17 protein-coding genes are annotated in these 22780 nt (G+C 61.3%); 2 read left to right on the top strand and 15 right to left on the bottom strand.

Annotation, left to right across the window (positions count from 1 at the left end):
- Positions 1 to 167: 167 nt before the first annotated feature.
- Positions 168 to 1109: a DnaJ C-terminal domain-containing protein gene (locus ACI77I_RS12630; RefSeq protein ID WP_094949763.1), complete on the top strand. Its 942-nt coding sequence runs from the start codon at positions 168 to 170 to the stop codon at positions 1107 to 1109.
- Positions 1110 to 1154: 45 nt separating this feature from the next.
- Here ACI77I_RS12630 and ureC read toward each other — a convergent pair whose 3' ends face one another.
- From ureC to urtA, 11 genes are all read right to left on the bottom strand, one after another.
- Positions 1155 to 2855, bottom strand: coding sequence for an urease subunit alpha (gene ureC / locus ACI77I_RS12635; RefSeq protein ID WP_242154144.1), 1701 nt, complete (start codon positions 2853 to 2855; stop codon positions 1155 to 1157).
- 123 nt (positions 2856 to 2978) lie between these two features.
- A complete protein-coding gene (locus ACI77I_RS12640) occupies positions 2979 to 3287 on the bottom strand; it encodes an urease subunit beta (protein ID WP_094949765.1) in 309 nt (102 codons plus the stop codon).
- Positions 3284 to 3817: a GNAT family N-acetyltransferase gene (locus tag ACI77I_RS12645; protein WP_406997708.1), complete on the bottom strand. Its 534-nt coding sequence runs from the start codon at positions 3815 to 3817 to the stop codon at positions 3284 to 3286. The genes ACI77I_RS12640 and ACI77I_RS12645 overlap by 4 nt, the downstream gene beginning before the upstream one ends.
- Positions 3818 to 3822: 5 nt before the next feature.
- Positions 3823 to 4335, bottom strand: coding sequence for an N-acetyltransferase family protein (locus ACI77I_RS12650; protein ID WP_406997709.1), 513 nt, complete (start codon positions 4333 to 4335; stop codon positions 3823 to 3825).
- 9 nt (positions 4336 to 4344) lie between these two features.
- The gene (gene ureA / locus ACI77I_RS12655; protein WP_003171437.1) at positions 4345 to 4647 is read right to left on the bottom strand and encodes an urease subunit gamma; all 303 of its coding nucleotides are present in this window, start codon (positions 4645 to 4647) and stop codon (positions 4345 to 4347) included.
- Between the two features lie 147 nt (positions 4648 to 4794).
- Positions 4795 to 5634, bottom strand: coding sequence for an urease accessory protein UreD (locus ACI77I_RS12660; protein WP_406997710.1), 840 nt, complete (start codon positions 5632 to 5634; stop codon positions 4795 to 4797).
- A 31-nt stretch (positions 5635 to 5665) separates the two neighbouring features.
- On the bottom strand, positions 5666 to 6364 hold the full coding sequence (gene urtE, locus ACI77I_RS12665) for an urea ABC transporter ATP-binding subunit UrtE (protein ID WP_094949769.1): 699 nt from the start codon (positions 6362 to 6364) through the stop codon (positions 5666 to 5668).
- Between the two features lie 165 nt (positions 6365 to 6529).
- Positions 6530 to 7363, bottom strand: coding sequence for an urea ABC transporter ATP-binding protein UrtD (gene urtD, locus ACI77I_RS12670; RefSeq protein ID WP_162530288.1), 834 nt, complete (start codon positions 7361 to 7363; stop codon positions 6530 to 6532).
- Positions 7360 to 8427: an urea ABC transporter permease subunit UrtC gene (urtC, locus tag ACI77I_RS12675; RefSeq protein ID WP_406997711.1), complete on the bottom strand. Its 1068-nt coding sequence runs from the start codon at positions 8425 to 8427 to the stop codon at positions 7360 to 7362. The genes urtD and urtC overlap by 4 nt, the downstream gene beginning before the upstream one ends.
- Positions 8427 to 9929, bottom strand: a complete 1503-nt coding sequence (urtB, locus tag ACI77I_RS12680) for an urea ABC transporter permease subunit UrtB (protein ID WP_406997712.1) — start codon at positions 9927 to 9929, stop codon at positions 8427 to 8429. Before urtB ends, urtC begins: the two co-directional genes overlap by 1 nt.
- Positions 9930 to 10087: 158 nt before the next feature.
- Positions 10088 to 11353 carry an urea ABC transporter substrate-binding protein gene (urtA, locus tag ACI77I_RS12685; protein ID WP_094949773.1) on the bottom strand — a complete coding sequence of 422 codons (1266 nt, stop codon included), beginning with the start codon at positions 11351 to 11353 and terminating at the stop codon, positions 10088 to 10090.
- A 374-nt stretch (positions 11354 to 11727) separates the two neighbouring features.
- On the opposite strand from urtA, the gene ACI77I_RS12690 reads away from it, so the two are divergent.
- The gene (locus ACI77I_RS12690) at positions 11728 to 17628 is read left to right on the top strand and encodes a DUF4329 domain-containing protein (protein WP_406997713.1); all 5901 of its coding nucleotides are present in this window, start codon (positions 11728 to 11730) and stop codon (positions 17626 to 17628) included.
- Positions 17629 to 17630: 2 nt separating this feature from the next.
- Here ACI77I_RS12690 and ACI77I_RS12695 read toward each other — a convergent pair whose 3' ends face one another.
- The 4 genes from ACI77I_RS12695 to ACI77I_RS12710 form a co-directional block, all read right to left on the bottom strand.
- Positions 17631 to 18641: an iron ABC transporter permease gene (locus ACI77I_RS12695; RefSeq protein ID WP_094949775.1), complete on the bottom strand. Its 1011-nt coding sequence runs from the start codon at positions 18639 to 18641 to the stop codon at positions 17631 to 17633.
- On the bottom strand, positions 18638 to 19585 hold the full coding sequence (locus ACI77I_RS12700; RefSeq protein WP_242154165.1) for an ABC transporter substrate-binding protein: 948 nt from the start codon (positions 19583 to 19585) through the stop codon (positions 18638 to 18640). The genes ACI77I_RS12695 and ACI77I_RS12700 overlap by 4 nt, the downstream gene beginning before the upstream one ends.
- A complete protein-coding gene (locus ACI77I_RS12705) occupies positions 19582 to 20370 on the bottom strand; it encodes an ABC transporter ATP-binding protein (RefSeq protein WP_242154168.1) in 789 nt (262 codons plus the stop codon). Before ACI77I_RS12705 ends, ACI77I_RS12700 begins: the two co-directional genes overlap by 4 nt.
- Before the next feature lie 183 nt (positions 20371 to 20553).
- Positions 20554 to 22662, bottom strand: coding sequence for a TonB-dependent receptor (locus ACI77I_RS12710; protein ID WP_406997714.1), 2109 nt, complete (start codon positions 22660 to 22662; stop codon positions 20554 to 20556).
- Between the last annotated feature and the right edge of the window lie 118 nt (positions 22663 to 22780).

Consider the following 22780-nt stretch of genomic DNA (forward strand, 5'->3'; position numbering starts at 1 on the left):
TCCGTTAAATCGTGCTTGAAAGTGCGGGATTTGCCCCCAGATCTGTTGCATACGGTTAGCGCCGATAACACTTTTACGTACCCTCAGGCCACAACACTCAACAGGTGCAAAGCAACGCACGTTGTGGCCCAGGCTGTGCGATCTCGATTAAGGATGGTGAACCGCCGATGGATTTCAAAGACTACTACAAGATTCTGGGTGTCGAGCCGACGGCTGATGACAAGGAAATCAAGGCCGCCTATCGCAAGCTCGCGCGCAAATATCACCCTGACGTGAGCAAGGAAAAAGACGCCGAAGAAAAATTCAAGGACGCGTCCGAAGCCTATGAAGCGCTTAAAAGCGCGGACAAGCGCGCGGAATACGACGAACTGCGCAAATACGGCCAGCACGGCCAGCCGTTCCAAGGGCCGCCGGGCTGGCAGAGCCGTGGCGGTTATGGCGGTGGCGCGGGCACTGAAGACTTCTCCGACTTCTTCAGCTCGATCTTCGGCAACCGAGGCGACGGCTTCGGCGGTGGCGGCCAGCGCCGCTCAACCGGGCGCAAGGGCCAGGATGTGGAGATGCAACTGTCGGTGCTCCTCGAAGAGACGTTGTCCACCGAGTCCAAGCAGATCAGCTTCCAGGTGCCGCAATACGACGCCTCGGGTCGCCACGTGAGCAACACCACCAAGAGCCTGAACGTGAAGATCCCCGCCGGCGTGGCCGACGGCGAGCGCATCCGCCTCAAGGGCCAGGGCGCGCCGGGTATTGGCGGTGGGGCGAATGGCGACCTGTACCTGATCATCAAGTTCGCGCCGCACGCCAAGTTCGAAGTGGATGGCGAAAACCTGATCATCAACTTGCCCCTGGCGCCGTGGGAGTTAGCGCTGGGCGCTGAGATCGCCGTGCCGACCCTGACCGGCAAGATCAACCTCAAGGTGCCGGCCGGTAGCCAGAACGGCCAGCGCATGCGCGCCAAGGGCCATGGTTTGCTGAACAAGGCCGGGCAGCGTGGCTATTTGTTCGTGCAGCTCAAGGCCGTGATGCCACCGGCAGGTGATGACGAGGTGAAAGCGTTGTGGCAGGAGCTGGCGCGGAAAGCGGCCTTTAACCCGCGCGAGAACTTCTAAATCGACACCCAGTGGGGGCTGGCAAGCCAGCTCCCACATGGATAGTCAGAACAGGAAATACCGCTGGGCCATCGGCAGTACTTCGGCCGGCTCACACCACAGCAACACGCCATCGGCCTTGACCTGATAGGTCTGCGGGTCCACTTCGATGTCCGGCAGGTAGTCGTTGTGGATCAGGTCGGTTTTCTGCACGTCGCGGCAACCTTTAACCACCGCAATCTGCTTCTTCAACCCCAGGGCTTCGGGCAACCCAGCGTCCTGCGCTGCCTGGCTGATAAAGGTCAGGCTGGTGGCGTGCAGCGAACTGCCGAAGCTGGCGAACATGGGGCGGTAGTGCACCGGTTGCGGGGTGGGGATCGAGGCATTGGCGTCGCCCATCAAGCTTGAAGCAATCGCGCCGCCCTTGAGAATCAAGGTCGGCTTGATGCCAAAAAACGCCGGGCGCCACAGCACCAGGTCGGCCCATTTGCCCACCTCGATTGAGCCGACGATATGGCTGATACCGTGAGTGATCGCCGGGTTGATGGTGTACTTGGCGATGTAGCGCTTGGCGCGAAAGTTGTCATTGCCTGGGCCATCACCGGGCAGGGCGCCACGCTGTTTTTTCATCTTGTCGGCGGTCTGCCAGGTGCGCGTGATCACTTCACCGACGCGGCCCATGGCCTGGCTGTCGGAGCTGATCATCGAGAACGCGCCGAGGTCGTGCAGGATGTCTTCGGCGGCGATGGTCTCGCGGCGGATGCGGCTTTCGGCGAAGGCCACGTCTTCGGCAATGCTCGGGTCCAGGTGGTGGCAGACCATCAACATGTCCAGGTGCTCGTCGATGGTGTTACGAGTGAACGGCCGGGTCGGGTTGGTGGAGCTGGGCAGCACGTTCGGGAAGCCGCAGGCTTTGATGATGTCCGGCGCGTGGCCGCCACCGGCACCTTCGGTGTGGTAGGTGTGAATAGTGCGGCCCTTGAGCGCGGCGAGGGTGGTTTCGACGAAGCCGGACTCGTTGAGCGTGTCGCTGTGGATCGCTACCTGCACGTCGTATTCGTCGGCGACGCTCAGGCAGTTGTCGATGCTGGCGGGCGTGGTGCCCCAGTCTTCATGCAGCTTCAAACCGATGGCGCCGGCCTTGACCTGCTCGACCAACGGCCCCGGTAAACTGGCGTTGCCCTTGCCGGTAAAGCCGATGTTCATCGGGAACGAGTCGCTGGCCTGCAGCATGCGCGCCAAATGCCACGGGCCGGAGGTGCACGTGGTGGCGTTGGTGCCGGTGGCCGGTCCGGTGCCGCCGCCGATCATGGTGGTGACGCCGCTGGTCAACGCTTCTTCGATCTGCTGCGGGCAGATGAAATGCACGTGGGAGTCGATGCCGCCGGCAGTGAGGATCATGCCTTCACCGGCGATCACTTCAGTGCTGGCGCCGATGGCCATGGTCACGCCGGGCTGGATGTCCGGGTTACCGGCTTTGCCGATCGCGTGAATGCGGCCGTTTTTGAGGCCGACGTCGGCTTTGACGATGCCCCAGTGGTCGATGATCAGCGCGTTGGTGATCAAGGTGTCCACGACCTCATGGGCGAGCAACTGGCTCTGGCCCTGGCCATCGCGGATCACCTTACCGCCGCCGAATTTCACTTCTTCGCCGTAGACGGTGAAGTCTTTCTCGACTTCGACGAACAGCTCGGTGTCGGCCAGGCGGACCTTGTCACCGACGGTGGGGCCGTACATGTCGGCGTAGGCTTGTCTGGAAATCTTCATGTGTGTGTCCTCGATCGTTCCCACGCTCTGCGTGGGAATACATCCTGTGACGCTCTGCGTCACGACGTTAAGAGCGGACGCGGAGCGTCCATGGCGGCATTCCCACGCGTAGCGTGGGAATGATCAGTCGAGGTCACCCATGATCCGCCCGGCAAACCCAAACACCCGGCGCCCACCGCTCAAATCCACCAACTCGATTTCACGACTTTGCCCCGGCTCAAACCGCACCGCCGTGCCCGCCGCAATATTCAGGCGCATGCCACGGCTCGCGGCGCGGTCAAAGGTCAGCGCGTCATTGGTCTCGAAAAAATGGTAATGCGAGCCCACCTGGATCGGCCGGTCGCCGCTGTTGGCCACGCTCAGCGTGACGGTGCGCCGGCCCACGTTCAGTTCGATGTCGCCAGGCTGGATCTGATATTCACCAGGAATCATGCAGGTTGCCCCAGGGTCTTGAAGTAGATAGCGGTCGGGCTGTAGCGCCCGTCCGGGCTTTGGCAGTAGTCGGGCAGCTCACCGATCTTGGTGTAGTGCAGCGACTGGTAGAAGGCTTCGGCACCGGAGCCGGCCTCGGTGTCCAGGTACAGCAGGCCGCGCTTGTGCTGGCGCGCGGCGAGTTCCAACGCGCCCATCAGTTGCTGGCCCAGGCCATGGCGGCGCGCACTGCTGTGTACCAACAGCTTTTGCACTTCGGCGCGGTTCAGGCCGTTGGCTTTCTGGCACAGCGCCAATTGCACGCTGGCGATCACCTGTTCGTCGCGCACCACCACCCAGAGCAACAGGCTGGCGTCTTCAATACTGGCTTGTACGCCCTTTAGATAGTCGCGTGCCTGGGCTTCATCGAAGTCAGCCATGAAGCCGACCGACGCGCCGTGCTGCACCGCGTCCAGCAACAGCTCAATCAAACCCAGGCGGTAATGGGCAAAACTTTCAGCATTCACTCGACGCAGTTGTGCAGCGCTCATCGATCTCACTCCTTGGGCGGTTCTGCGCCCGGGTTCAATGTCAGTTGCATAAAGGTCAGGTCCAGCCAGCGGCCGAACTTGATACCCACTTGCGGCATTTGCCCGGTGGTGATGAACCCCAGGCGCTCATGCAGGCCAATAGATGCCTGGTTACCGCTTTCGATGGCCGCGACCATCACATGCTTGCCGCAGGTGCGGGCACGCTCGACCAGCGCTTGCATCAGGCGCGGGCCGAGGCCTTTGCCGCGCTGGTCATTGCGCACGTACACCGAGTGTTCAACGCTGTAACGGAAGCCTTCGAAGGGGCGCCAGTCGCCGAACGAGGCGTAGCCGGTGACTTCATCGTTTTCCACCGCCACCAGGATCGGATAGGCCTGGGCCTGGCGCGCACTGAACCAGGCCTGACGATTGGCCAGGTCGACCGGTTGTTCGTTCCAGATTGCCGTGGTGTTAAGCACCGCGTCGTTGTAGATGTCTCGAATGGCCGGCAGGTCTTGCCAGGTTGCATCACGAATCATGGCCGTGCCTCACGCGATGGGCTGGTGGACGGTGACCAACTTAGTGCCGTCGGGGAAGGTGGCTTCCACCTGAATATCCGGGATCATTTCCGGGATGCCTTCCATCACCTGTTCGCGGCTGAGCAGGGTGGTGCCGTAGTGCATCAGGTCGGCGACGGTACGGCCATCGCGCGCGCCTTCCATCAAGGCGGCGGAAATGTAGGCGATGGTTTCCGGGTAGTTGAGCTTCACGCCCCGCGCCAGGCGGCGTTCGGCGACAAGGCCAGCGGTGAAGATCAGCAGTTTGTCTTTTTCCCGTGGGGTCAAATCCATGGTTCAAGGTCCTTCAAAGAATGCATTTTTAACTACAACAGAGATCAACTGTGTGAGCGGGCTTGCTCGCGAATGCGGTCGATCAGTTAAAGAGGTGTCGACTGACACACCGCATTCGCGAGCAAGCCCGCTCCCACATTTTGATCTTCATGTGCTCCAAATTCGTGGGGCCACGGCTTCCCGCCCCAGCACCACCGGACGTAATAGTTTCCATAAATCAATCAACCAACCCCGCGCCAGCAGCGCTTCACTGGCCAGGCAACGGGCGACCAGCAGCCCGGGCAATTGGGTCAGGTCACCACGCACCGCGTGGGGCAGGGCGCGGCAGGTTTCCAGCAGTTCAGGTTCGATGTCGCCCGTCACCAGCAACGTGGCAAACACCGGTTGCCCGTCCAGCCCGATGGGCGAGTCGAGCAACCCGTCGGCGCCCACAATGCGCTGGCGCTCATGCCAGAGCAACTGGCCGTCGCGGCGAATATCTAGGTGCGATTGGAAGTGGCCGAGGTCGAAACGCTCGCCACTGGCCGGGCGGCCGAGGGCGACCACATCCCAGTAAAACAGCCGCGCATCGCCTTGCAGGTCAATGCGCGTGGTGAGTTCGGCCTGGGCAGCGCTGAACACGATGGTTTCCTGGGGCAGCCATTCCAGCGTGGCGCCAGCTTCCACGGTCAAGTCGAGCTGCTGAAACGCCGGGCCGCTGGCGCGGTACCACTTGGCGGCGCCGGGGCTGGTCAATTGCGCCCAGGCGCCTGCGCCGACATGGGCGCGGATGTCCAGGCGATCACCGCCGGCAATCCCGCCGGGCGGGTGCACGATGATGTGCTGGCACACCTCGGGGCCTTCGGCGTACAGGTGCTTTTGCACGCGCAGCGGGCCGAGGTGGCGGCGCATCAACGGGCGCGTGGTGTCGCCGAAACGCGCGTAGCCGAGTTCCAGCTCGGCGTGCCAGCTGGGGGTGAACAGGGCAGGGGAAACGGGCAGGTTCATGTTCTAGTGCTTATCGTTAGGACGCTACAGATTAGATGGTAACCAAGCCGCGCACACCCTCACTTTCCATATTTTCACCTCGGCCTTGCTGGACGATCTCTCCGCGAGACATCACCAAGTATTGATCCGCCAGTTCGGCAGCAAAGTCGTAGAACTGCTCTACCAACAGGATCGCCATGTCACCGCGCGCGGCGAGCTTCTTGATGACCATGCCGATTTCCTTGATCACCGACGGCTGAATGCCCTCCGTAGGTTCATCCAGAATCAACAGGCGCGGTCGGCTCGCCAGGGCGCGGCCAATTGCCAGCTGTTGCTGCTGGCCGCCGGACAAGTCACCGCCACGGCGGTGCTTCATCTGCAGCAATACTGGGAACAGTTCGTAGATAAACGCCGGTACTTCCTTGGCTTCGGAGCCGGGAAAACGCGAGAGGCCCATCAACAGGTTCTCTTCCACCGTCAGCCGCGCAAAAATCTCCCGGCCCTGGGGCACGTAGGCGATGCCGGCGTGCACGCGTTGGTGCGGCTTGAAGCCAGTGATGGCCTTGCCTTCCCAGTTCACCGCGCCTTCTTTGGCTGGCAGCAGACCCATCAGGCACTTGAGCAAGGTGGTCTTGCCCACACCGTTACGGCCAAGCAGGCAGGTGACTTCGCCGATCTTCACGTCAAAGGACAGCCCGCGCAGGATGTGGCTACCGCCGTAGTACTGATGCAGCTTGTCGACTTGCAGCATGTTCAAAATCTCCTCAATTCCCTGGTAGGAACCGGATCAAATGTGGGAGCTGGCTTGCCTGCGATGCAGGCAACTCGGTATGTCTGTTGGACCGAGGTGATGCCATCGCAGGCAAGCCAGCTCCCACATTGATTCGGTTCCCACAGTAAGCGGTCTGTGTCTGGCTCAACGGCCGAGGTACACCTCGATCACCCGCTCATTTTCCTGCACCTGTTCCAGCGACCCTTCGGCCAGCACGCTGCCCTGGTGCAACACGGTCACGTGGTCGGCAATCGAGCCGACAAAGCCCATGTCGTGCTCCACCACCATCAACGAGTGTTTGCCCGCCAGGCGCTTGAACAGTTCGGCGGTGAACTCGGTTTCGGCGTCGGTCATGCCCGCCACCGGCTCGTCCAACAGCAGCAACTGCGGGTCTTGCATCAGCAGCATGCCGATTTCCAGGAACTGCTTTTGCCCGTGGGACAAAAGCCCCGCCGGGCGCTGTACCGAGGCGGTCAGGCGGATGGTGTCGAGCACTTCATCGATGCGGTCTTTCTGCTCGCCACTCAGGCGTGCACGCAGGCTGGCCCACACAGATTTGTCGGTTTTCTGCGCCAGCTCCAGGTTTTCGAACACGCTGAGCGCTTCGAATACCGTGGGTTTCTGGAACTTGCGCCCGATACCCGCCTGGGCGATCTGCACTTCGCTCATGCTGGTCAAATCGAGGGTTTCGCCGAACCAGGCCTTGCCGTGGCTGGGGCGGGTCTTGCCGGTGATCACGTCCATCAGCGTGGTCTTGCCCGCGCCGTTGGGGCCGATGATGCAGCGCAATTCGCCGACGCCGATGTAGAGGTTCAAGTCGTTAAGCGCCTTGAAACCGTCGAAGCTGACGCTGATGTCTTCCAAGGTCAGGATGGTGCCGTGGCGGGTGTTGAGGCCCTTGCCTGCGGCCTGGCCGAGGCCGATCGCATCGCGGCTGCTGCCCGCATCGAAAATAGGTTCGAGCATGACATTCCTCATTTCTTCAGCAAGCCGATAACGCCCTTGGGCAGGTACAGGGTGACGATGATGAACAGCGCCCCCAGGAAGAACAGCCAGTACTCCGCAAAAGCCACGGTGAACCAGCTCTTCATGCCGTTCACCACGCCAGCGCCGAGCAATGGCCCGATCAAGGTGCCACGCCCGCCCAAGGCCACCCACACGGCGGCTTCGATGGAGTTGGTCGGCGACATCTCGCTGGGGTTGATGATGCCCACTTGCGGCACATACAACGCCCCGGCCAGGCCACACAACACTGCGCTCAGCACCCACACAAACAGCTTGAAACCACGCGGGTCGTAGCCGCAGAACATCAAGCGGTTCTCGGCGTCGCGCAACGCGGTCAGCACCCGGCCGAACTTGCTCTGCGCCAGGCGCCAGCCGGTGTACAGGCTCGCGACCAGTAACACCACCGTGGCAAAAAACAACACCGCCCGCGTGCCTGGCTCGGTAATGCCAAAGCCCAGGATGCTGCGGAAATTGGTGAAACCGTTATTGCCGCCAAACCCGGTCTCGTTGCGGAAAAACAGCAGCATCCCGGCAAAGGTCAGCGCCTGGGTCATGATCGAGAAATACACGCCCTTGATCCGCGAGCGGAAGGCGAAAAACCCGAACACCAGCGCCAGCAAACCCGGGGCCAACACCACCAGGCACATGGCCCAGAGGAAGTGCTCGGTGCCGGTCCAGTACCAAGGCAGCTCGGTCCACGACAAAAAGGTCATGAACGCCGGCAGCTCATCACCGGAGGCCTGGCGCATCAGGTACATGCCCATCGCATAGCCGCCAAGGGCAAAGAACAACCCGTGGCCGAGGGACAACATGCCCGCGTAACCCCACACCAAATCCAGCGCGAGGGCGACGATGGCGTAGCAAAGGATCTTGCCCACCAGCGTCAGGGTGTAGGCCGACACCTGCAGCGGGTTGTCCGCAGGCAGCAGCGAGCACAACGGCAACGCCAGCAGCAGGATCAGGATCACCACGCCCACTGCAATCGTGACTTTGGGACCGGCCTTTTGCGTGGCCGTAAGCATCAATGGCTGGTTCATCAGTCGATCACCCGTCCTTTCAGTGCGAAGAGTCCTTGCGGGCGTTTCTGGATAAACAGAATGATCAGCGCGAGGATCAGGATCTTGCCGAGCACGGCACCGATCTGCGGTTCGAGAATTTTGTTGGCGATGCCCAAGCCGAAGGCGGCCATCACGCTACCGGCCAACTGGCCGACACCGCCGAGCACGACCACCAGGAACGAGTCGATGATGTAGCTCTGGCCCAGGTCCGGGCCGACGTTGCCAATTTGGCTCAGGGCCACACCACCTAAACCTGCGATACCGGAGCCCAGGCCAAAGGCGAGCATGTCCACCCGCCCGGTGGGTACGCCGCAGCAGGCGGCCATGTTGCGGTTCTGGGTGACCGCACGCACGTTGAGGCCCAGGCGGGTCTTGTTCAGCAGCAGCCAGGTCAGCACCACCACGCACAGTGCAAACGCGATGATCACGATGCGGTTGTACGGCAGCACCAAGTTGGGCAGCACTTGAATGCCACCGGACAGCCAGGCGGGGTTGGACACTTCGACGTTCTGCGCACCGAACACCAGGCGCACCAGCTGGATCAGCATCAAGCTGATGCCCCAGGTGGCGAGCAGGGTTTCCAATGGGCGGCCGTAGAGGTGACGAATCACCGTGCGTTCCAGGGCCATGCCGATGGCGGCGGTGACGAAGAATGCCACCGGCAGCGCGATCAGCGGGTAGAACTCAATCGCGGCGGGCACATAGCGCTGCATCATCAGTTGCACCATGTAAGTGGAATACGCGCCAAGCATCAGCATCTCGCCGTGGGCCATGTTGATCACGCCGAGCAGGCCGAAGGTGATCGCCAAACCCAAGGCCGCGAGCAGCAGGATCGAGCCCAAGGACATGCCGCTGAAGGCCTGGCCGAGGATCTCGCCGACCATCAATTTGCGTTTGACCTGGGCCAGGCTGGTCTCGGCAGCGGTGTGCACGGCGGCGTCGGTTTCGACACCGGGCGCGAGCAACGCTTCAAGGCGCGTGCGGGCCAGCGGGTCGCCAGTGCTGCCGAGCAAACGCACGGCAGCGAGGCGCACGACCGGGTCGGTGTCGACCAGTTGCAGGTTGGCCAGGGCCAGGCTGAGGGCGGTGTGCACGCCCTCGTTGGTTTCGGCGGCGACCTGCTGGTCGAGGAATTTGAGCTGCGCAGGTACAGCGGTTTTTTGCAGGTTTTGCGCGGCGACCAGGCGCACCTTGGGGTCGGCCGCGAGCAATTGCTGGCTGGCCTGTACGTTGTCGATCAGGCCGCGTAGGCGGTTGTTCAAGCGAACGGTTTTGGTTTCACCATTGACCGTGAGCAGGCCTTGTTGCAGCGCGTCCACCAGCTCGATGCGCGCCGGGTCGGGCTGGGCGGCCCAGTCCTGGAGCAGCTTGGCTTGTTGCATCGGGTTGGCGTTGAGGAAATCTTCGGCGTCGCTGGCGTGTGCGGCGAAAGGCAGCATGAGCAGCAAGGCCAGGATCAAGCGGTAGAGGGCAGTGGGCATAACAAAATGTCCTGATCATGCGCGGACGGTGTGGGCACTGGCTCGTGTGTGGGAGCTGGCTTGCCTGCGATGGCATCACTGCGGTGTGTCTGCCACACCGAGTCGTCTGCATCGCAGGCAAGCCAGCTCCCACACTGACCGTGCCCGACCTTTAGGCTTTAGTTGCTCTTGACGGCGTAGTCGGGTTTTTTGTCATTCCCCGGGATGTACGGGCTCCACGGCTGCGCCCGAATCGGCTCTTGGGTCTGCCACACCACCGAGAACTGCCCATCTGCCTGGATCTCGCCGATCATCACCGGCTTGTGCAGGTGATGGTTGGTTTTGTCCATGGTCAGGGTGAAGCCCGACGGCGCGGCAAAGGTCTGCCCGGCCAGCGCTTCACGCACTTTGTCGACGTCGGTGGACTTGGCTTTCTGCGCCGCTTGCGCCCACATGTGGATGCCCACGTAAGTGGCTTCCATCGGGTCATTGGTCACGGCTTTATCCGCGCCTGGCAGGTTGTGGGCCTTGGCGTAAGCCTTCCAGTCGGCGACGAACTTTTTGTTCACCGGGTTCTCCACCGACTGGAAGTAGTTCCAGGCGGCGAGGTTGCCCACCAGCGGCTTGGTGTCGATGCCGCGCAGCTCTTCTTCACCCACGGAGAAGGCCACCACCGGTACGTCGGTCGCCTTCAGGCCCTGGTTGGCCAGTTCTTTGTAGAACGGCACGTTGGAGTCGCCGTTCACGGTGGAGATCACGGCAGTTTTGCCGCCTGCAGAGAACTTTTTGATGTTGGCCACGATGGTCTGGTAATCGGCGTGGCCGAACGGGGTGTAGACCTCTTCGATGTCTTTATCGGCGACGCCTTTGGAATGCAGGAACGAGCGCAAAATCTTGTTGGTGGTGCGCGGGTACACGTAGTCGGTGCCGAGCAGGAAGAAGCGCTTGGCGCCGCCGCCTTCTTCGCTCATCAGGTACTCCACCGCTGGGATCGCCTGCTGGTTGGGTGCTGCACCGGTATAGAACACGTTGGGCGACATCTCTTCGCCCTCGTATTGCACCGGGTAGAACAGCAAGCCGTTGAGTTCTTCAAACACCGGCAATACCGATTTACGCGACACCGAGGTCCAGCAGCCGAACACCACGGCGACCTTGTCCTGGGTCAGCAACTGGCGGCCTTTCTCGGCGAACAGCGGCCAGTTCGAGGCCGGGTCGACGACCACCGGCTCAAGCATCTTGCCGTTGACGCCGCCCTTGGCGTTGATCTCGTCGATGGTCATCAACGCCATGTCTTTAAGCGAAGTTTCGGAGATCGCCATGGTCCCCGACAACGAGTGCAGGATGCCGACCTTGATGGTCTCGGCGGCCTGCACGGTCCAGGTCAAACCCATGGCGGCAATGGATGCCGACAAAGTAAAAGCCTTGATCAAGCTACGACGCTGCATGGTGCGATCTCCGTAAACCGATATTTTTTGTGGGGCAGATACACCGGACTTTGCAAAGGCTGTGCCTGCGGCGCTTAACGTGAGCATTGATGGGGGTTAGCGGGTGAAGGCGCGGGCGTGGCGCACCAACTTGGCGCTGTAATGGCGGGCCCGTGCACGGCAAGCCCTCAAAAAGGGCGTGTGGGCAGACCCGAGCGCGGGCGAGCGGGTATTCACGCGGTTGTTGCTTGAATGGTGCAAAATCTGTCAGCGCTGAGGCAGTCCCGTACCGCCTTGCGCGAACAACTATCTACCGTCTTTAAGTCCGTCCTCAGTTCATCTTGAGTGCTGACACCGCTCCTGGCGTGTCGGCATTTTTTTGGACGAGACTACCTATGAATGACGTTAAAGATTTACCGCAACACACCCCGGGGCATGTGCCGGAACTTCCGGCACTGAGCCCCTTATTTATCTCGGCGGATGACGCCGCCAACTGGGCCCACCAGCAACCCCGGCGGAACACGGGCATGGAGTATGGTGCGCTCATCCTCAAACGCCCGGACGGCAAGTTTGTGGCGACGATGCCGATCCTTGGCCAGAAGTTGGGTTTTGACTATAAAGCGCTGTTGGAGGCCGATGCCGATAACTTTTTCATGCATCCCCGTGGTTATACCTGCCACGGGCTTTTTCACTCTCACCCGGCGTTGCGCCAGGAGTTTGAAAAAGCCAACCCCAGCTTTTCCGTCGACCAGATCAAGTTGTTCATCAGTTTCTTTTCTGGCTCGGACATCATGCAGGCCTATCGCAGGGGGGACTTCGCCAGCATCAATTACCTTTCCGGCCCTTACGGCTCCTTGATCAAAAATGAAGTGCGCCTGACTGAGCAGAGCAAAAATTATGCGCACTGGTTGTTGGCCATTAAGCAGCAAACACCGGCAATCAGTGGTCATGGCGATGACCGGACGCCTGAGGGGATTGTCAGAAAGCTCGCCTCGCTTTGGGATGTGCGCGTACTGATCCCAGGCGCCGTTTTCCAGGGGCTGCGTGGGCGGATCACTGAAGATTGGCAGCCGTTTGAGCCCGTTGATTCAAGTGAAGTGACTGAGCTGCCGTTGTGCGGGCCGATTTTCAGCCAGGCCCGGCAGGCGGTTGAGCATGCGCTGAGTCAGCAAGGCAGCACAGACCAGCGAGGCGGTTTTGTGTTGAAACGTGCGGACTTGGAGGAATATGTAGCCACCGAGGCGATGCTGCTGACTTCGCTGAACCCGACGGCCTCCCGACTTTTTCCCCTGGCCGCGAGCCTGTGGCCCTTGTTACCGGCGCAGCATTTTGTCGAGGGATGGTACTGCGCTGCGCCGCTGACGAAGGCGGCGCCAGTGCCGTTGCAGCCGTGGCTATACGGAAACTTCTTTTCTCCTCAGGAACTCGCCGAAGGTATTGCCCAATCGAGACGGCTTAAAGCGTCGATCGAGCCAGGCAAACCGTTGAGCGTTTATCGTAGAACCCGCGACGGTGCCCTGCTGCGTTACCGTTTTTCGTTTTCTGCGCAGGAGGAGTTGCTCTATAGCGTCACGCCAGCGGGGCAGGTAACGGACAACGGCATTCAGGGCACGATCATGAGCGCCCAACTCAGCCCCAAAGCGTTTATCCAGCAAGTGGCGGCTGCAGGTGAGTTGACGGTGCTGGAAGCCAGTAATGTGTGGGACAAAGTCGGCGCCGTGACGCCTGCCTGGCGGCCCTTCTCAAAGATTCCCGTGCCCGTTCTCAGCCCGGCCTTTATCACCGCCGCCGACGCCGCCCGTTGGGCCCATGAGGCTATCGGCGCGAGGCGCGACGTCGAATATGGCGGTGTCATTCTCAAACGTGGTAACCGCTACTACGCGACCGAGCCCCTACCGGACCAGCACGAAAGCTTTGACCATGGGTTGTTGTTGGCCAAGGACAGTGAGGGCAACTTCATCGCGCCTGATGATTACAGCGCCGAGGCGTTCTATCACTCCCATCCCGCCAACGCGACAAAAATCCGCGAACAGTTTCGAAGTTTCACGCCTGACCAGGTGCAGCTGTTCAACAACTTCTATTCGGTGGCGGACCAACTCTTCAGCTTCAAGCAGCGAGCGTTCGCCAAGACCCACTATTTCTCCGGGCCAGACAATGTGTTGCTCAAATACGTCAGCAGTGGTTCGGCGCTGGAAAAAACCTGGGAACAACAACTGCGCACCGGAACGGTTGAGGCCAGCAGCGATTTTGAGAACATGATTTGGAAACTGGCCGAGGCCGGCGAATTGTCGGTACTGATTGGCCATGGGGTTTGGGGCGGTGTTTGCGGCCAGGTTAAAAAAGGCTGGCGAATCAACACGCCAGTGACCCTTGGCAGTGCCGTACTGCAACAACCCTTTTTCACCTCAGTGTTCCCCACCTCGGAAATGGCCGTGCTGAGTGCGCTTTTGACTTCCGGCCCACTCGACGCGGGCGCCATGGGGTTCGTCCTCAAGCACACTCGCGAGGACGTCTATGTCGCGACGTTGGCAGTGCCCAAGACTCAGCCGCTGTTTTCGCCCAACAAAGTGTTTCCTGAACGCCCCGGCGGCAAGCTTCGATTGCCGTCCAATTTCCGCCTGGCGGCCATTTATTTCCGAAGCTGGTACGAGAACGACGAAGTCGCGGCCCGGGAAAAATGGCTGGCCAGTACCTTCTTTACGCCTGCGCAGGTTGTCGCAGCGGCCCGCCAGGCGCGGGCTACCTTGGACGTCCAGGACTCGGCTCGCGGGTTGTCGCTGTACATGCACGCCTCCGATGGCGCCCTGCTGACATTCAAGGTGCCCGAGGTCACGGCCATGTTGGAGCTGGTCGGGCAAAAAAATGACGGTGAGCTTGACGATAATGGCGCACAAGCAGCTCTGGCCGCCGGTACGCTCAGCCCGCGAACGTATGTGCGCAGGGTCATTGCGGCGACCGATCTGTCGGTGGTGCAGGCCGGAGGCCTGTGGCGCAGGGTGGGCGGGGTGGATAACCGCTCCGACCTGCTGACGTCGTTTTACACGGTGACCTTGAGTCGTTCGTTTCTTTCGGCGCGCGATGCGGCGGTGTATGCCCATGAGCGCATTGGCACTCGGCGGGACCGCTACTACGGCGGTTACGTACTCAAGGGCGAAGACGGCCGTTTTGTGATCACTGAGCCCATGGAAAGCGCGGCGAATCCATTTGCCTTCACGCTGTTTTTTCCACGCGACAACCAAGGCCCGCTGATCCCGCCAGAACCTTACGTATTGCAGGGGCGCTATGGCTCCCACACCGCCCTGTCGATGATTGACCCGGACTGGGTCGCGCGGCGCCGTTGGACGCGGGATGAGGCACAGACCAACCTGCAGGTATTCTCTGACGATGAAATGTACTCGATCATCCCGGCCGGGCGGGTGACGTACTTGTCGGGGGCGCGGGACTGCTTGCTGGAGTACACCCCGAACAATTCGCCTGAGGAACGGATACTGCTGGCCAATATTGGCCCGCACGCCGGTGATAACAGCCTCGGCAAGCGCCTCGACAGCGGGCAGATCCGCCCTCTCGATTGGGTCCGGCGCCTGGCTCAAGCCGGGGATTTCAAGATTATTCTGGGCAACCCGTTGTGGGGCCCACGCTCGGTGGTCTACAGCGACTGGACGCCCAGCTTCGATTACGCCCCGAGGTCCGGCGCTCCCACCTACGCTACCTATGGCGCCGTATTCGCCAGTGCCGATGAGGCTGCCCGTAACCTGCATGGGCGGGTCCATGCGCGTAACTTCGCAGAGCCGGCCTGCTTTGCCTTCATCCTCAAGCGCCGGGATCAGGAACAGTACATTGCGAGTGAGGTGGTGGGCGTCAGCCAGCAGAACAAACTGTTCAATCTCAACAGCCTGTTTGAGCCCAAGGCTGAGGGCGGCTACCGCTTGCCCGATGGGTTTGTATTGCACGGGCTGTTTCGCTCGCAGCAATGGTCCCCTGCTGGGCTAAACACGTCGTACGCTTGGCTGACGCTGTTTTTTATCACGCCGGAGGTGTTGTACGTCGCGCTCTATGAAGCGAATCGAAGTGGCGTGACCAACCTGCCGATTTACTGCTCAACCCTGGATGGCGCGCTGTTGCGGTATGTGCCCTCACCGGTTGACGTTAAGGCGGGCGGCCCGGCAGAAACCTTATTGACTCAGGCGCAGGAAGAGTTGAACTCCGGTAAAAAGACACCCTCGGCTTTCGTCAGGGAGTGGGCGCTGAGGGGCAGGCTTCATGTGATACGTACCAGCCAGTGCTGGGATAAAAAAGGCGTTGTCGCCACTACCTGGACCGGCTACGAAACCTTGGCGCCTCGCCGATTAAGCCCGGCTTTTTCCAGCCCCGATGATGCGGCCCGTCACGCGGCAGCCTTGGTGGGCAACGGGCATCGTCGGCGTTATGGCGGAGTGATCCTCAGGCTGGGCAATCGGTTGTTCGCTTCGACGAACCCTTTGGCGATTCCGCCTCAGGGCTTGGCATTGCACTGGATCTACCCTGAACACGCGGCTGAGGTGGGGCTTTATCCGGGGGGCAGTACTATTGTTGCCCGTTACCGGTCCGAGGTGGACCAAGAAGTACCGCTGCTGCTGTCCTCCACTCAGAAATCCATCTACAAGAGCATGATCCCGAGCGCAGTGCTGTCGAACCTGTTGCACCGTGAAGCCCACATCAAGCGTGAATATGTGTTCGGCGCAAATGGCTCGATCCTCAGTTACGAGCTGTCGGGCACCGAGGAGGAGAGGCAGCTCAAGAGTCGGCTTGGCCCTCTGAACCTGGCCAAGGGTGATTACGGCGACAACGGCGTCGAACAGCAACTGCGCAGCGGTGCACTCTCGCCGCAGGCGTTTATCACTGAGGTGGCGAAGGCGGGTAAATTGTATGTGATTGAGGGCGATCAGACATGGGGGCAGCCCAGGCAGATAACAGCGAATTTTGTGCCGAATCAATTTCGCCCCAACGCCGGGGATATTCGCCAGGTGTTCTTCGACTCGCCCTGCGGGCCGATTTTTACCCGCGCGTTGGATGCTGTTCGTTACGCCCAGCGCGCGTGGAAACCGCACACCGACGTGGCCTTCGGTTACGTGCTCAAGTCAGTCAACAAGCCGCTGTACATGACGACCTTGGCGCTTGTCAGAGATAACCTGGCCGACTTCGAGCAAGTGTTTGTCGACGGCCAGTTGCCCCAAGGCTATGTGCTCGATGGCCTGTATCTGTGCGCTTCCACGGTTGCCATCGCCTCGGCCGAGGATGAAATGGCGCGCAGCTTCCTGCCGCCCCAGTACCTCGCCAAAGCACTCAACTTCATGACCTCTGCGCGCAATGTCAATGTCCTGCCACTGTATGTGGCGTGCAGCGATGGTGCGCTGCTCACGTATGTGTTTCCCAAGACCGCGTCGCTGTCCGACTGGACCCGCACCGCGCACCTGGACCGCACGCACTTGCTCGAAGGCACCCTCACGGTGCGTGACTATGTGCGCCGCCTGGCAGGTGCGGGTGAGTTGTCCATTCGGGTGACCAGTGACGTCTGGGGCAGAAAGGAGCGAGTCACTGCCGAGTGGGTGCCAAAAAAAGCGCCCCATGCGTTTGCCGACGACCCGCGTTTGCATTCGTTTTGCGGGCCGCTGTTTCTTTACCCCGATGATGCGGCCCGCTATGCCGAAGGCTTGGTGGCGCCGTTCAGTACTCAGCAGTATTTGGGCGCGGTCCTGGTGCCTGGGCTCACGCAGGGCTACGTCGCCCTCGATCCGGTGGAGGATCAGGGCACGGGAGACACAAGTACCTTGCAACTGTTGTTCTGGATCGACCATGCCGGGTTCGACGTGCCTGACACCCATGAGCTCAAGACCTACAAAATCTCCGCTGTGCAGGCGTTCTACAAAACCATTGCTTCGACGTCCAGCCTGGAACAGATCGACATAAGCCTGTTGGCCAACTTCGTCTCCAAGGACGACCTGCGCGACTATGTGTCGGTGATCAAGAGCAACTTTCCCGACGCCAAGAGTTGTTACCTGTCCTGCCGGGGCGGTGCCTTGCTCAAGTACGTGCCGGCATTTACAGAGGCAGAAACCCGGGTTCTTGCACCAGGGGCCGCGCCAGATCCCAGGGTGCTGGTCAATCAGTTGCGCGGCCAGGGCAGTTTGTCGGTGCTGGTCACCGATGCCTTCTGGACACGTCTGGGGGTGCTGGGTGAAGAGTGGAATATCAGCGAGGTGCAGGCAGAACTGGAGGCCGAGGAGTTCTGGTACTCACGAACCAGGGACGAACTCTGACCTCAGCGCTTGCGCATCAAACCGATAAAAAACAACCCGCCAATCGCCGCCGTCGCCACGCCAATGGGCAGGTCTTCGGGGGCGATGAGGGTGCGTGCTGCGACGTCGACCCACACCAGGAACACGCTGCCCAGCAGCACGCACACCGGCAGCAATCGCCGGTGCTCGGCGCCCACCAGGCGTCGGGCGATGTGCGGCACCATCAGCCCGACGAAGCCGATGGAGCCGCTGATGGACACCAGCACGCCGGTCATCAGGGACGCGACCAGAAACACCTTGAGCCGTACGTTGCGCGCGTTCAGGCCCAGGGTCACGGCGGTCTGTTCGCCGGCCATCAACGCATTCAACGGCCGCGCCATGCCCAGCAGCAATACCAAGCCCAGCAGCACGGTAGCGGCGGGGATCGCCAGCAGCTCCCAGCGCGCGAGGCCCAAGCCGCCGAGCATCCAGAACATGACTGCCGACGCGGCGCGGTGGTCGCCCATAAACAGCAGCAGGTTGGCCACCGCCATCATCACGAACGACACGGCCACACCGCACAGCAGCAGGCGATCACTCTCCAGGCGGCCGTTACGACTGGCTACGGCCAACACCACCAGCATGCTCAGCAGGGCACCGACAAAGGCGGCGATGGGCAGGGTCAGCAGGCCGATGACTTCCCCCACATGCAGCACCACGATCACCGCGCCGAGGGTGGCGCCGGAGGTCACGCCGAGCAGGTGCGGGTCGGCCAGCGGGTTGCGTGTCACCGCCTGCAGCACCGCGCCGATCAAGGCCAGCCCGGCGCCCACCAGCGCGCCCAGCAGCATGCGCGGCACGCGGATCAGCCACACGATGTGCTCCTGCCCCGTGCTCCAGTTCACCGCGCCAATGCCGAACGCCTTGTTGAGTAAAATCCGCCACACCACGTCCACCGGCACCCGCGCCGAGCCGAACCCCAGCGAGATCACGCAGGAGACCAGCAACAACGCGCCAAGGGCACTCAATAGCAGGGCGTAGCGACGCGTGATCATTCGCCGTGGAACCCCTTGGCCAGGGTTTCAACCGCCAGCACATTGTCGATACCCGGCGTGGCCTGCACGTAGGGGATCACGATAAAACGCTGGTTCTTGATCGCGTCCACTGATTGCAGGGCCGGGTTGTTGAGCAGGAATTTCTCTTTTTGATCAGCAGTGATTTCGCTGTAGTCGACGATCACGATCACCTGCGGGTTGCGTTCCACCACGGTTTCCCAGTTGACGCGGGTCCAGCTGGCGTCGATGTCATCGAGAATATTGCGCCCGCCGGCTGCATCGATCAGCGCCTGCGGCATGCCCAGGCGGCCTGAGGTCATGGCGCGGTCTTCACCGCTGTCGTAGAGAAATACGCGTGGCTTGTCGGCGGGCAGGTCTTTTTGCACCTCGGCCACTTGCGCCTGCATCTGTGCGATCAGTGCGTTGGCGCGGTCTTGCACATCGAAGATCTTGCCCAGGTTGCGCACGTCGTTATAGGTGTCTTCCAGCGTGGCAGCCGGGCGCTTCATCACGAACGCGCACGACTCGGTCAGCTCATACACGTTGATGCCCAAGGGTTGCAGGGTTTGCGGCGTGAGGTCGCCGCCCACGCGCATGCCGTAGTCCCAGCCGGCGAAGAAGAAATCTACGTTGGCATTGAGCAGGGTTTCCACCGACGGGTACTTGCTCGCCAGCTCCGGCAGGCCTTCGAGGTGCTCGGCCATTTCGGGCGTTACCGACTTCCAGCCAGTGACGCCGCTGTAGCCAGCCATGTTTGGCTTGAGGCCCAGGGCGAGCATCATCTGGGTCATGTTGATGTCGTGGCTGACCGCGTGTTTGGGCGCCTGCTGAAAGGTCACATCGCGGTTGCAGCTTTTGAGGGTCACCGGGTAATGGGTCGCGTCGGCGAACGCTTGGGCAGTGCCGAACAGCAAGGCGAGAGACAGCAGGGCGCGCAGGGTCATGGTTGGGTTATCCAGGTGATTCGGGGGTAGCCGGACAAAGGATGGGTGTCGATCAGGGCGTCGACGGCAAATACCTCGCGCAGCAATTCGACGGTAAGCACTTCGTGGGGAGGGCCGCTGGCGACAATGCGCCCGTGGTTGATCACGTACAGGCGATCACAGAAGGCGGCGGCCAGGTTCAGGTCGTGGATGCTGGCCAACGTGCCGATGTTCAAACGTTTTACCAGCCGCAACAACTCCAGCTGATAGCGTGGGTCGAGGTGGTTGGTCGGCTCGTCGAGGATCAGCAGTTGGGGTTGCTGGGCCAGGGCGCGGGCCAGGATCACCCGCTGTTTTTCACCGCCCGAAAGGGTGGCGAAGGCATGGTCTTCGAAGTCCTGCATGCCGACCGAGGCCAACACGCTGCGAACAAGCTGTTGGTCGTGCAGCGTGTCGCTGTCGAACAAACCCTTGTGGGGCGTGCGGCCCATGGCGACCACTTCATCCACGCGCAAACCGAAGGCGTCGGGGAATTCCTGAAGCACCACGGCGACGCGTTGCGCGCACCACTTTGCGCTGTGCTTCCACACATTCTGATGCTCAAGCAACACGTCGCCGTGTTCCGGTTTGCTGAAGCGATAGGCGCAGCGCAGCAGGCTGGTCTTGCCACTGCCATTGGGGCCGATCAGCCCGACAAACTCCCCCGCACCGACCTGCAGGCTGGCGTCACGCAGCTGGAACTGGTGCAGGCAGTGGTCGTGGCCCGGTGGTGTCCAGGCAAGGTCGGTGAGGGTGAGCGAGGTCATCAATGTTCTCTTGTTCAACACAATTCAAAGGTGGGAGCTGGCTTGCCTGCGATAGCGGTGGATCAGGCACACCGTTATCGCAGCATCGGTATCTACACAACTTTCAATGCCAGCCACAATCCTCCGTGGCGAGCGGGCTTGTTGTGGCAAGCCAGCTGCCACACTGGAGCCTGTGTTGTTCGGTTAAAAGGTGTAGTCCGCCGTGACGAAAAACGAGCGCGGCTCACCCAGGATCCACTGTTGGCCATCGTTGTATTGGCTGACGGCGTAGGTGCGGTCAAACAGGTTGTTCAGTTGCAGGCCCAGGGTGGTATTGCGCAGCGCCTTCCATGACACGGTGGCGTCAACCACGGTGTAGCTTGGCAGTTCGTTCTGGTTGGCCATGTCGGCGTAACGCGCATCGACATAGCGCACGCCGGCACCGGCGCGGATGCTGTCGGTCACGGCCTTGCTCAGCCACAGGTTGGCGGTGCGGCGCGGTACGTCCACCGGGCGGTTGCCGTCGCGCGATACTTGCACGCCGCCGACATCCTGTTTGAAGTCGTCGTACTGCGCACGCACGATGGCGGCGTTGGCTTGCAATTGCCAGGCGTTGGGCAGTTGTAGGTCGAGGCTGGCTTCCAGGCCGTTGGAGGATTGCTGGCCGACTTGCTGCTTGAGGTTCGGGTTGCCCGGGACGTCGGTGAGCAGTTTCTTTTTAACGATGTGGTAGGCCGCCAACGTCCATTCTCCGCGCTGGTCCCAGAACGCCTGCTTGATGCCAATTTCGCCCTGCTTGGCCGTGGACAGGTCGAACTGCTGCTGGCCCGGGCTCAAGGAGATCAGGCCGCCGACGCCATCGGTGCTGGTGGCGTACTGGCCGTAGACCGAGGTGTCTGCGGTGATCGCATAGACCAAACCGGCCTTCCAGTTGTTGCCGGTGAGGGTCTTGTCGGACTGGTTGCCATCGCGCAAATCATCGCGGTCGATGTGCGCATAGTCGCGTCGGATACCGGTGATCAGCGACAGTTGGTCGGTGAGCTGCAAGCGGTTTTCGGCAAAGCCGGCGACCGTTTTAGTGGTGGTGGCGAACAGCGGTTTGAACGGGTCTTTGCTTTGAAACGCAGCGGGCGCCGGGTGGTACAGGTCGATCGGCTGGCCGTTTTTAAGCACGTCGTCAAAGGGCGAGTTGCTGGCGAGACGGAAGCGAATACGGTTGTATTCCACACCGGCCACGGTCTGGCTGTCGAGGCCAAACAGCGTGTGCTTGAAGGTGAAGCTCTGGCGGTCGCCCACCTGTTCCTGGTTGTGCTTGATGCCGAAGTTACCGCTGCGGGTCAGCTGACCGTTGGTGAAGTTGTAGTTTTCGGCGTTCTGCCAGCGGCGCTGGTTTTTCAGGTAGTACAGCTCGTTGGTGGCGCTGACATTGTCGTTGAGTTGCCACTCGCTGGTCAGGCGCGTCCACTGATCGTTGTAGTGCAGGGTGTCGTTGCTGACGTTGTAGTTCTTGTCGCGCAGGCTCTTGTGCAATTGGCCGTTGAGCAGCGGTGTGCCGAAATAATTCTGTGGGCGCTGGTCGCCGTAGTCGCTGGCCAGGGTGAAGCTCAAGTTGTCGGCTGGTTGCCAGCGCAGAGCGGCGCTGACGAAGTCGCTGCCGGAGTCGCCACGGTCGATGAAACCGTTGCTGCGCAGGCGGTTCAGGTTCAGGCGATAGCTCAGGGTGTCGGTCAGCGAGCCGCCACTGTCCAGGGCTTGCTGCTGGCGATCATAAGAGCCGTAGCCCAGGCGGACATGGTTTTCGATGTCGCCGGTGAAGGGCTTTTTCGAGCGTGTATTGACCACCGCACCGGTGGCGCCTTCGCCGTACAGCACCGAAGCCGGGCCGCGCAGCACGTCCACGCGCTCCACCGCCCAGGTGTCCACCGGGAAGGTCGATGTGCCCATGCCGGTGTACATGCGGTTGCCGTCGTACAGTTGCATGACCGAACTCTGCCCGGTAAAACCGCGTGCCTGCAACGAGGTGCCACCGTCGCCCGGCGTGCCGGTGCGGCTAATGCCGGAGGCACGCGAGATGGCGTCCTGCACGCTGGCGTCGCCGCGTTCGCGGATTTTCTCGCCGGTCTGGCTCTCGACACTGCCGGGCGTCTGCAAGGCCGTGAGGTTCAACCGCGAGCCGGCGGTGGTCGGGGTGTTCAGGTCGACGCGCTCGTCATCCACGGCGGGCGCAGTCACGGGGCTGGCGGGCAGAGTCAGGGCCTGGGCGCTGTTGTGCAGGGCGAGCAGGCACAGGCCGCACGCGAGGTACTTGTTCATCGGACGATCAATCACTTCTTGAAGGGTGTGCTCACCGCAGGGCGCGGCGAGCAACGATAACGCAGAAAGTGTTATAAGTTAACACTTATTGGTTGCGCGACGAAAGTCGCGCAAGGCT

Source organism: Pseudomonas sp. D47, assembly GCF_045447305.1.
In the GTDB taxonomy this organism is placed as follows: Bacteria; Pseudomonadota; Gammaproteobacteria; order Pseudomonadales; family Pseudomonadaceae; genus Aquipseudomonas.

Excerpts from the sequence above, each read along its gene's own strand:
- ACI77I_RS12630 (WP_094949763.1), top strand. The coding sequence starts at position 168 with ATGGATTTCAAAGACTACTACAAGATTCTGGGTGTCGAGCCGACGGCT.
- ureC (WP_242154144.1), bottom strand. The coding sequence starts at position 2,855 with ATGAAGATTTCCAGACAAGCCTACGCCGACATGTACGGCCCCACCGTC.
- ACI77I_RS12640 (WP_094949765.1), bottom strand. The coding sequence starts at position 3,287 with ATGATTCCTGGTGAATATCAGATCCAGCCTGGCGACATCGAACTGAAC.
- ACI77I_RS12645 (WP_406997708.1), bottom strand. The coding sequence starts at position 3,817 with ATGAGCGCTGCACAACTGCGTCGAGTGAATGCTGAAAGTTTTGCCCAT.
- ACI77I_RS12650 (WP_406997709.1), bottom strand. The coding sequence starts at position 4,335 with ATGATTCGTGATGCAACCTGGCAAGACCTGCCGGCCATTCGAGACATC.
- ureA (WP_003171437.1), bottom strand. The coding sequence starts at position 4,647 with ATGGATTTGACCCCACGGGAAAAAGACAAACTGCTGATCTTCACCGCT.
- ACI77I_RS12660 (WP_406997710.1), bottom strand. The coding sequence starts at position 5,634 with ATGAACCTGCCCGTTTCCCCTGCCCTGTTCACCCCCAGCTGGCACGCC.
- urtE (WP_094949769.1), bottom strand. The coding sequence starts at position 6,364 with ATGCTGCAAGTCGACAAGCTGCATCAGTACTACGGCGGTAGCCACATC.
- urtD (WP_162530288.1), bottom strand. The coding sequence starts at position 7,363 with ATGAGGAATGTCATGCTCGAACCTATTTTCGATGCGGGCAGCAGCCGC.
- urtC (WP_406997711.1), bottom strand. The coding sequence starts at position 8,427 with ATGAACCAGCCATTGATGCTTACGGCCACGCAAAAGGCCGGTCCCAAA.
- urtB (WP_406997712.1), bottom strand. The coding sequence starts at position 9,929 with ATGCCCACTGCCCTCTACCGCTTGATCCTGGCCTTGCTGCTCATGCTG.
- urtA (WP_094949773.1), bottom strand. The coding sequence starts at position 11,353 with ATGCAGCGTCGTAGCTTGATCAAGGCTTTTACTTTGTCGGCATCCATT.
- ACI77I_RS12690 (WP_406997713.1), top strand. The coding sequence starts at position 11,728 with ATGAATGACGTTAAAGATTTACCGCAACACACCCCGGGGCATGTGCCG.
- ACI77I_RS12695 (WP_094949775.1), bottom strand. The coding sequence starts at position 18,641 with ATGATCACGCGTCGCTACGCCCTGCTATTGAGTGCCCTTGGCGCGTTG.
- ACI77I_RS12700 (WP_242154165.1), bottom strand. The coding sequence starts at position 19,585 with ATGACCCTGCGCGCCCTGCTGTCTCTCGCCTTGCTGTTCGGCACTGCC.
- ACI77I_RS12705 (WP_242154168.1), bottom strand. The coding sequence starts at position 20,370 with ATGACCTCGCTCACCCTCACCGACCTTGCCTGGACACCACCGGGCCAC.
- ACI77I_RS12710 (WP_406997714.1), bottom strand. The coding sequence starts at position 22,662 with ATGAACAAGTACCTCGCGTGCGGCCTGTGCCTGCTCGCCCTGCACAAC.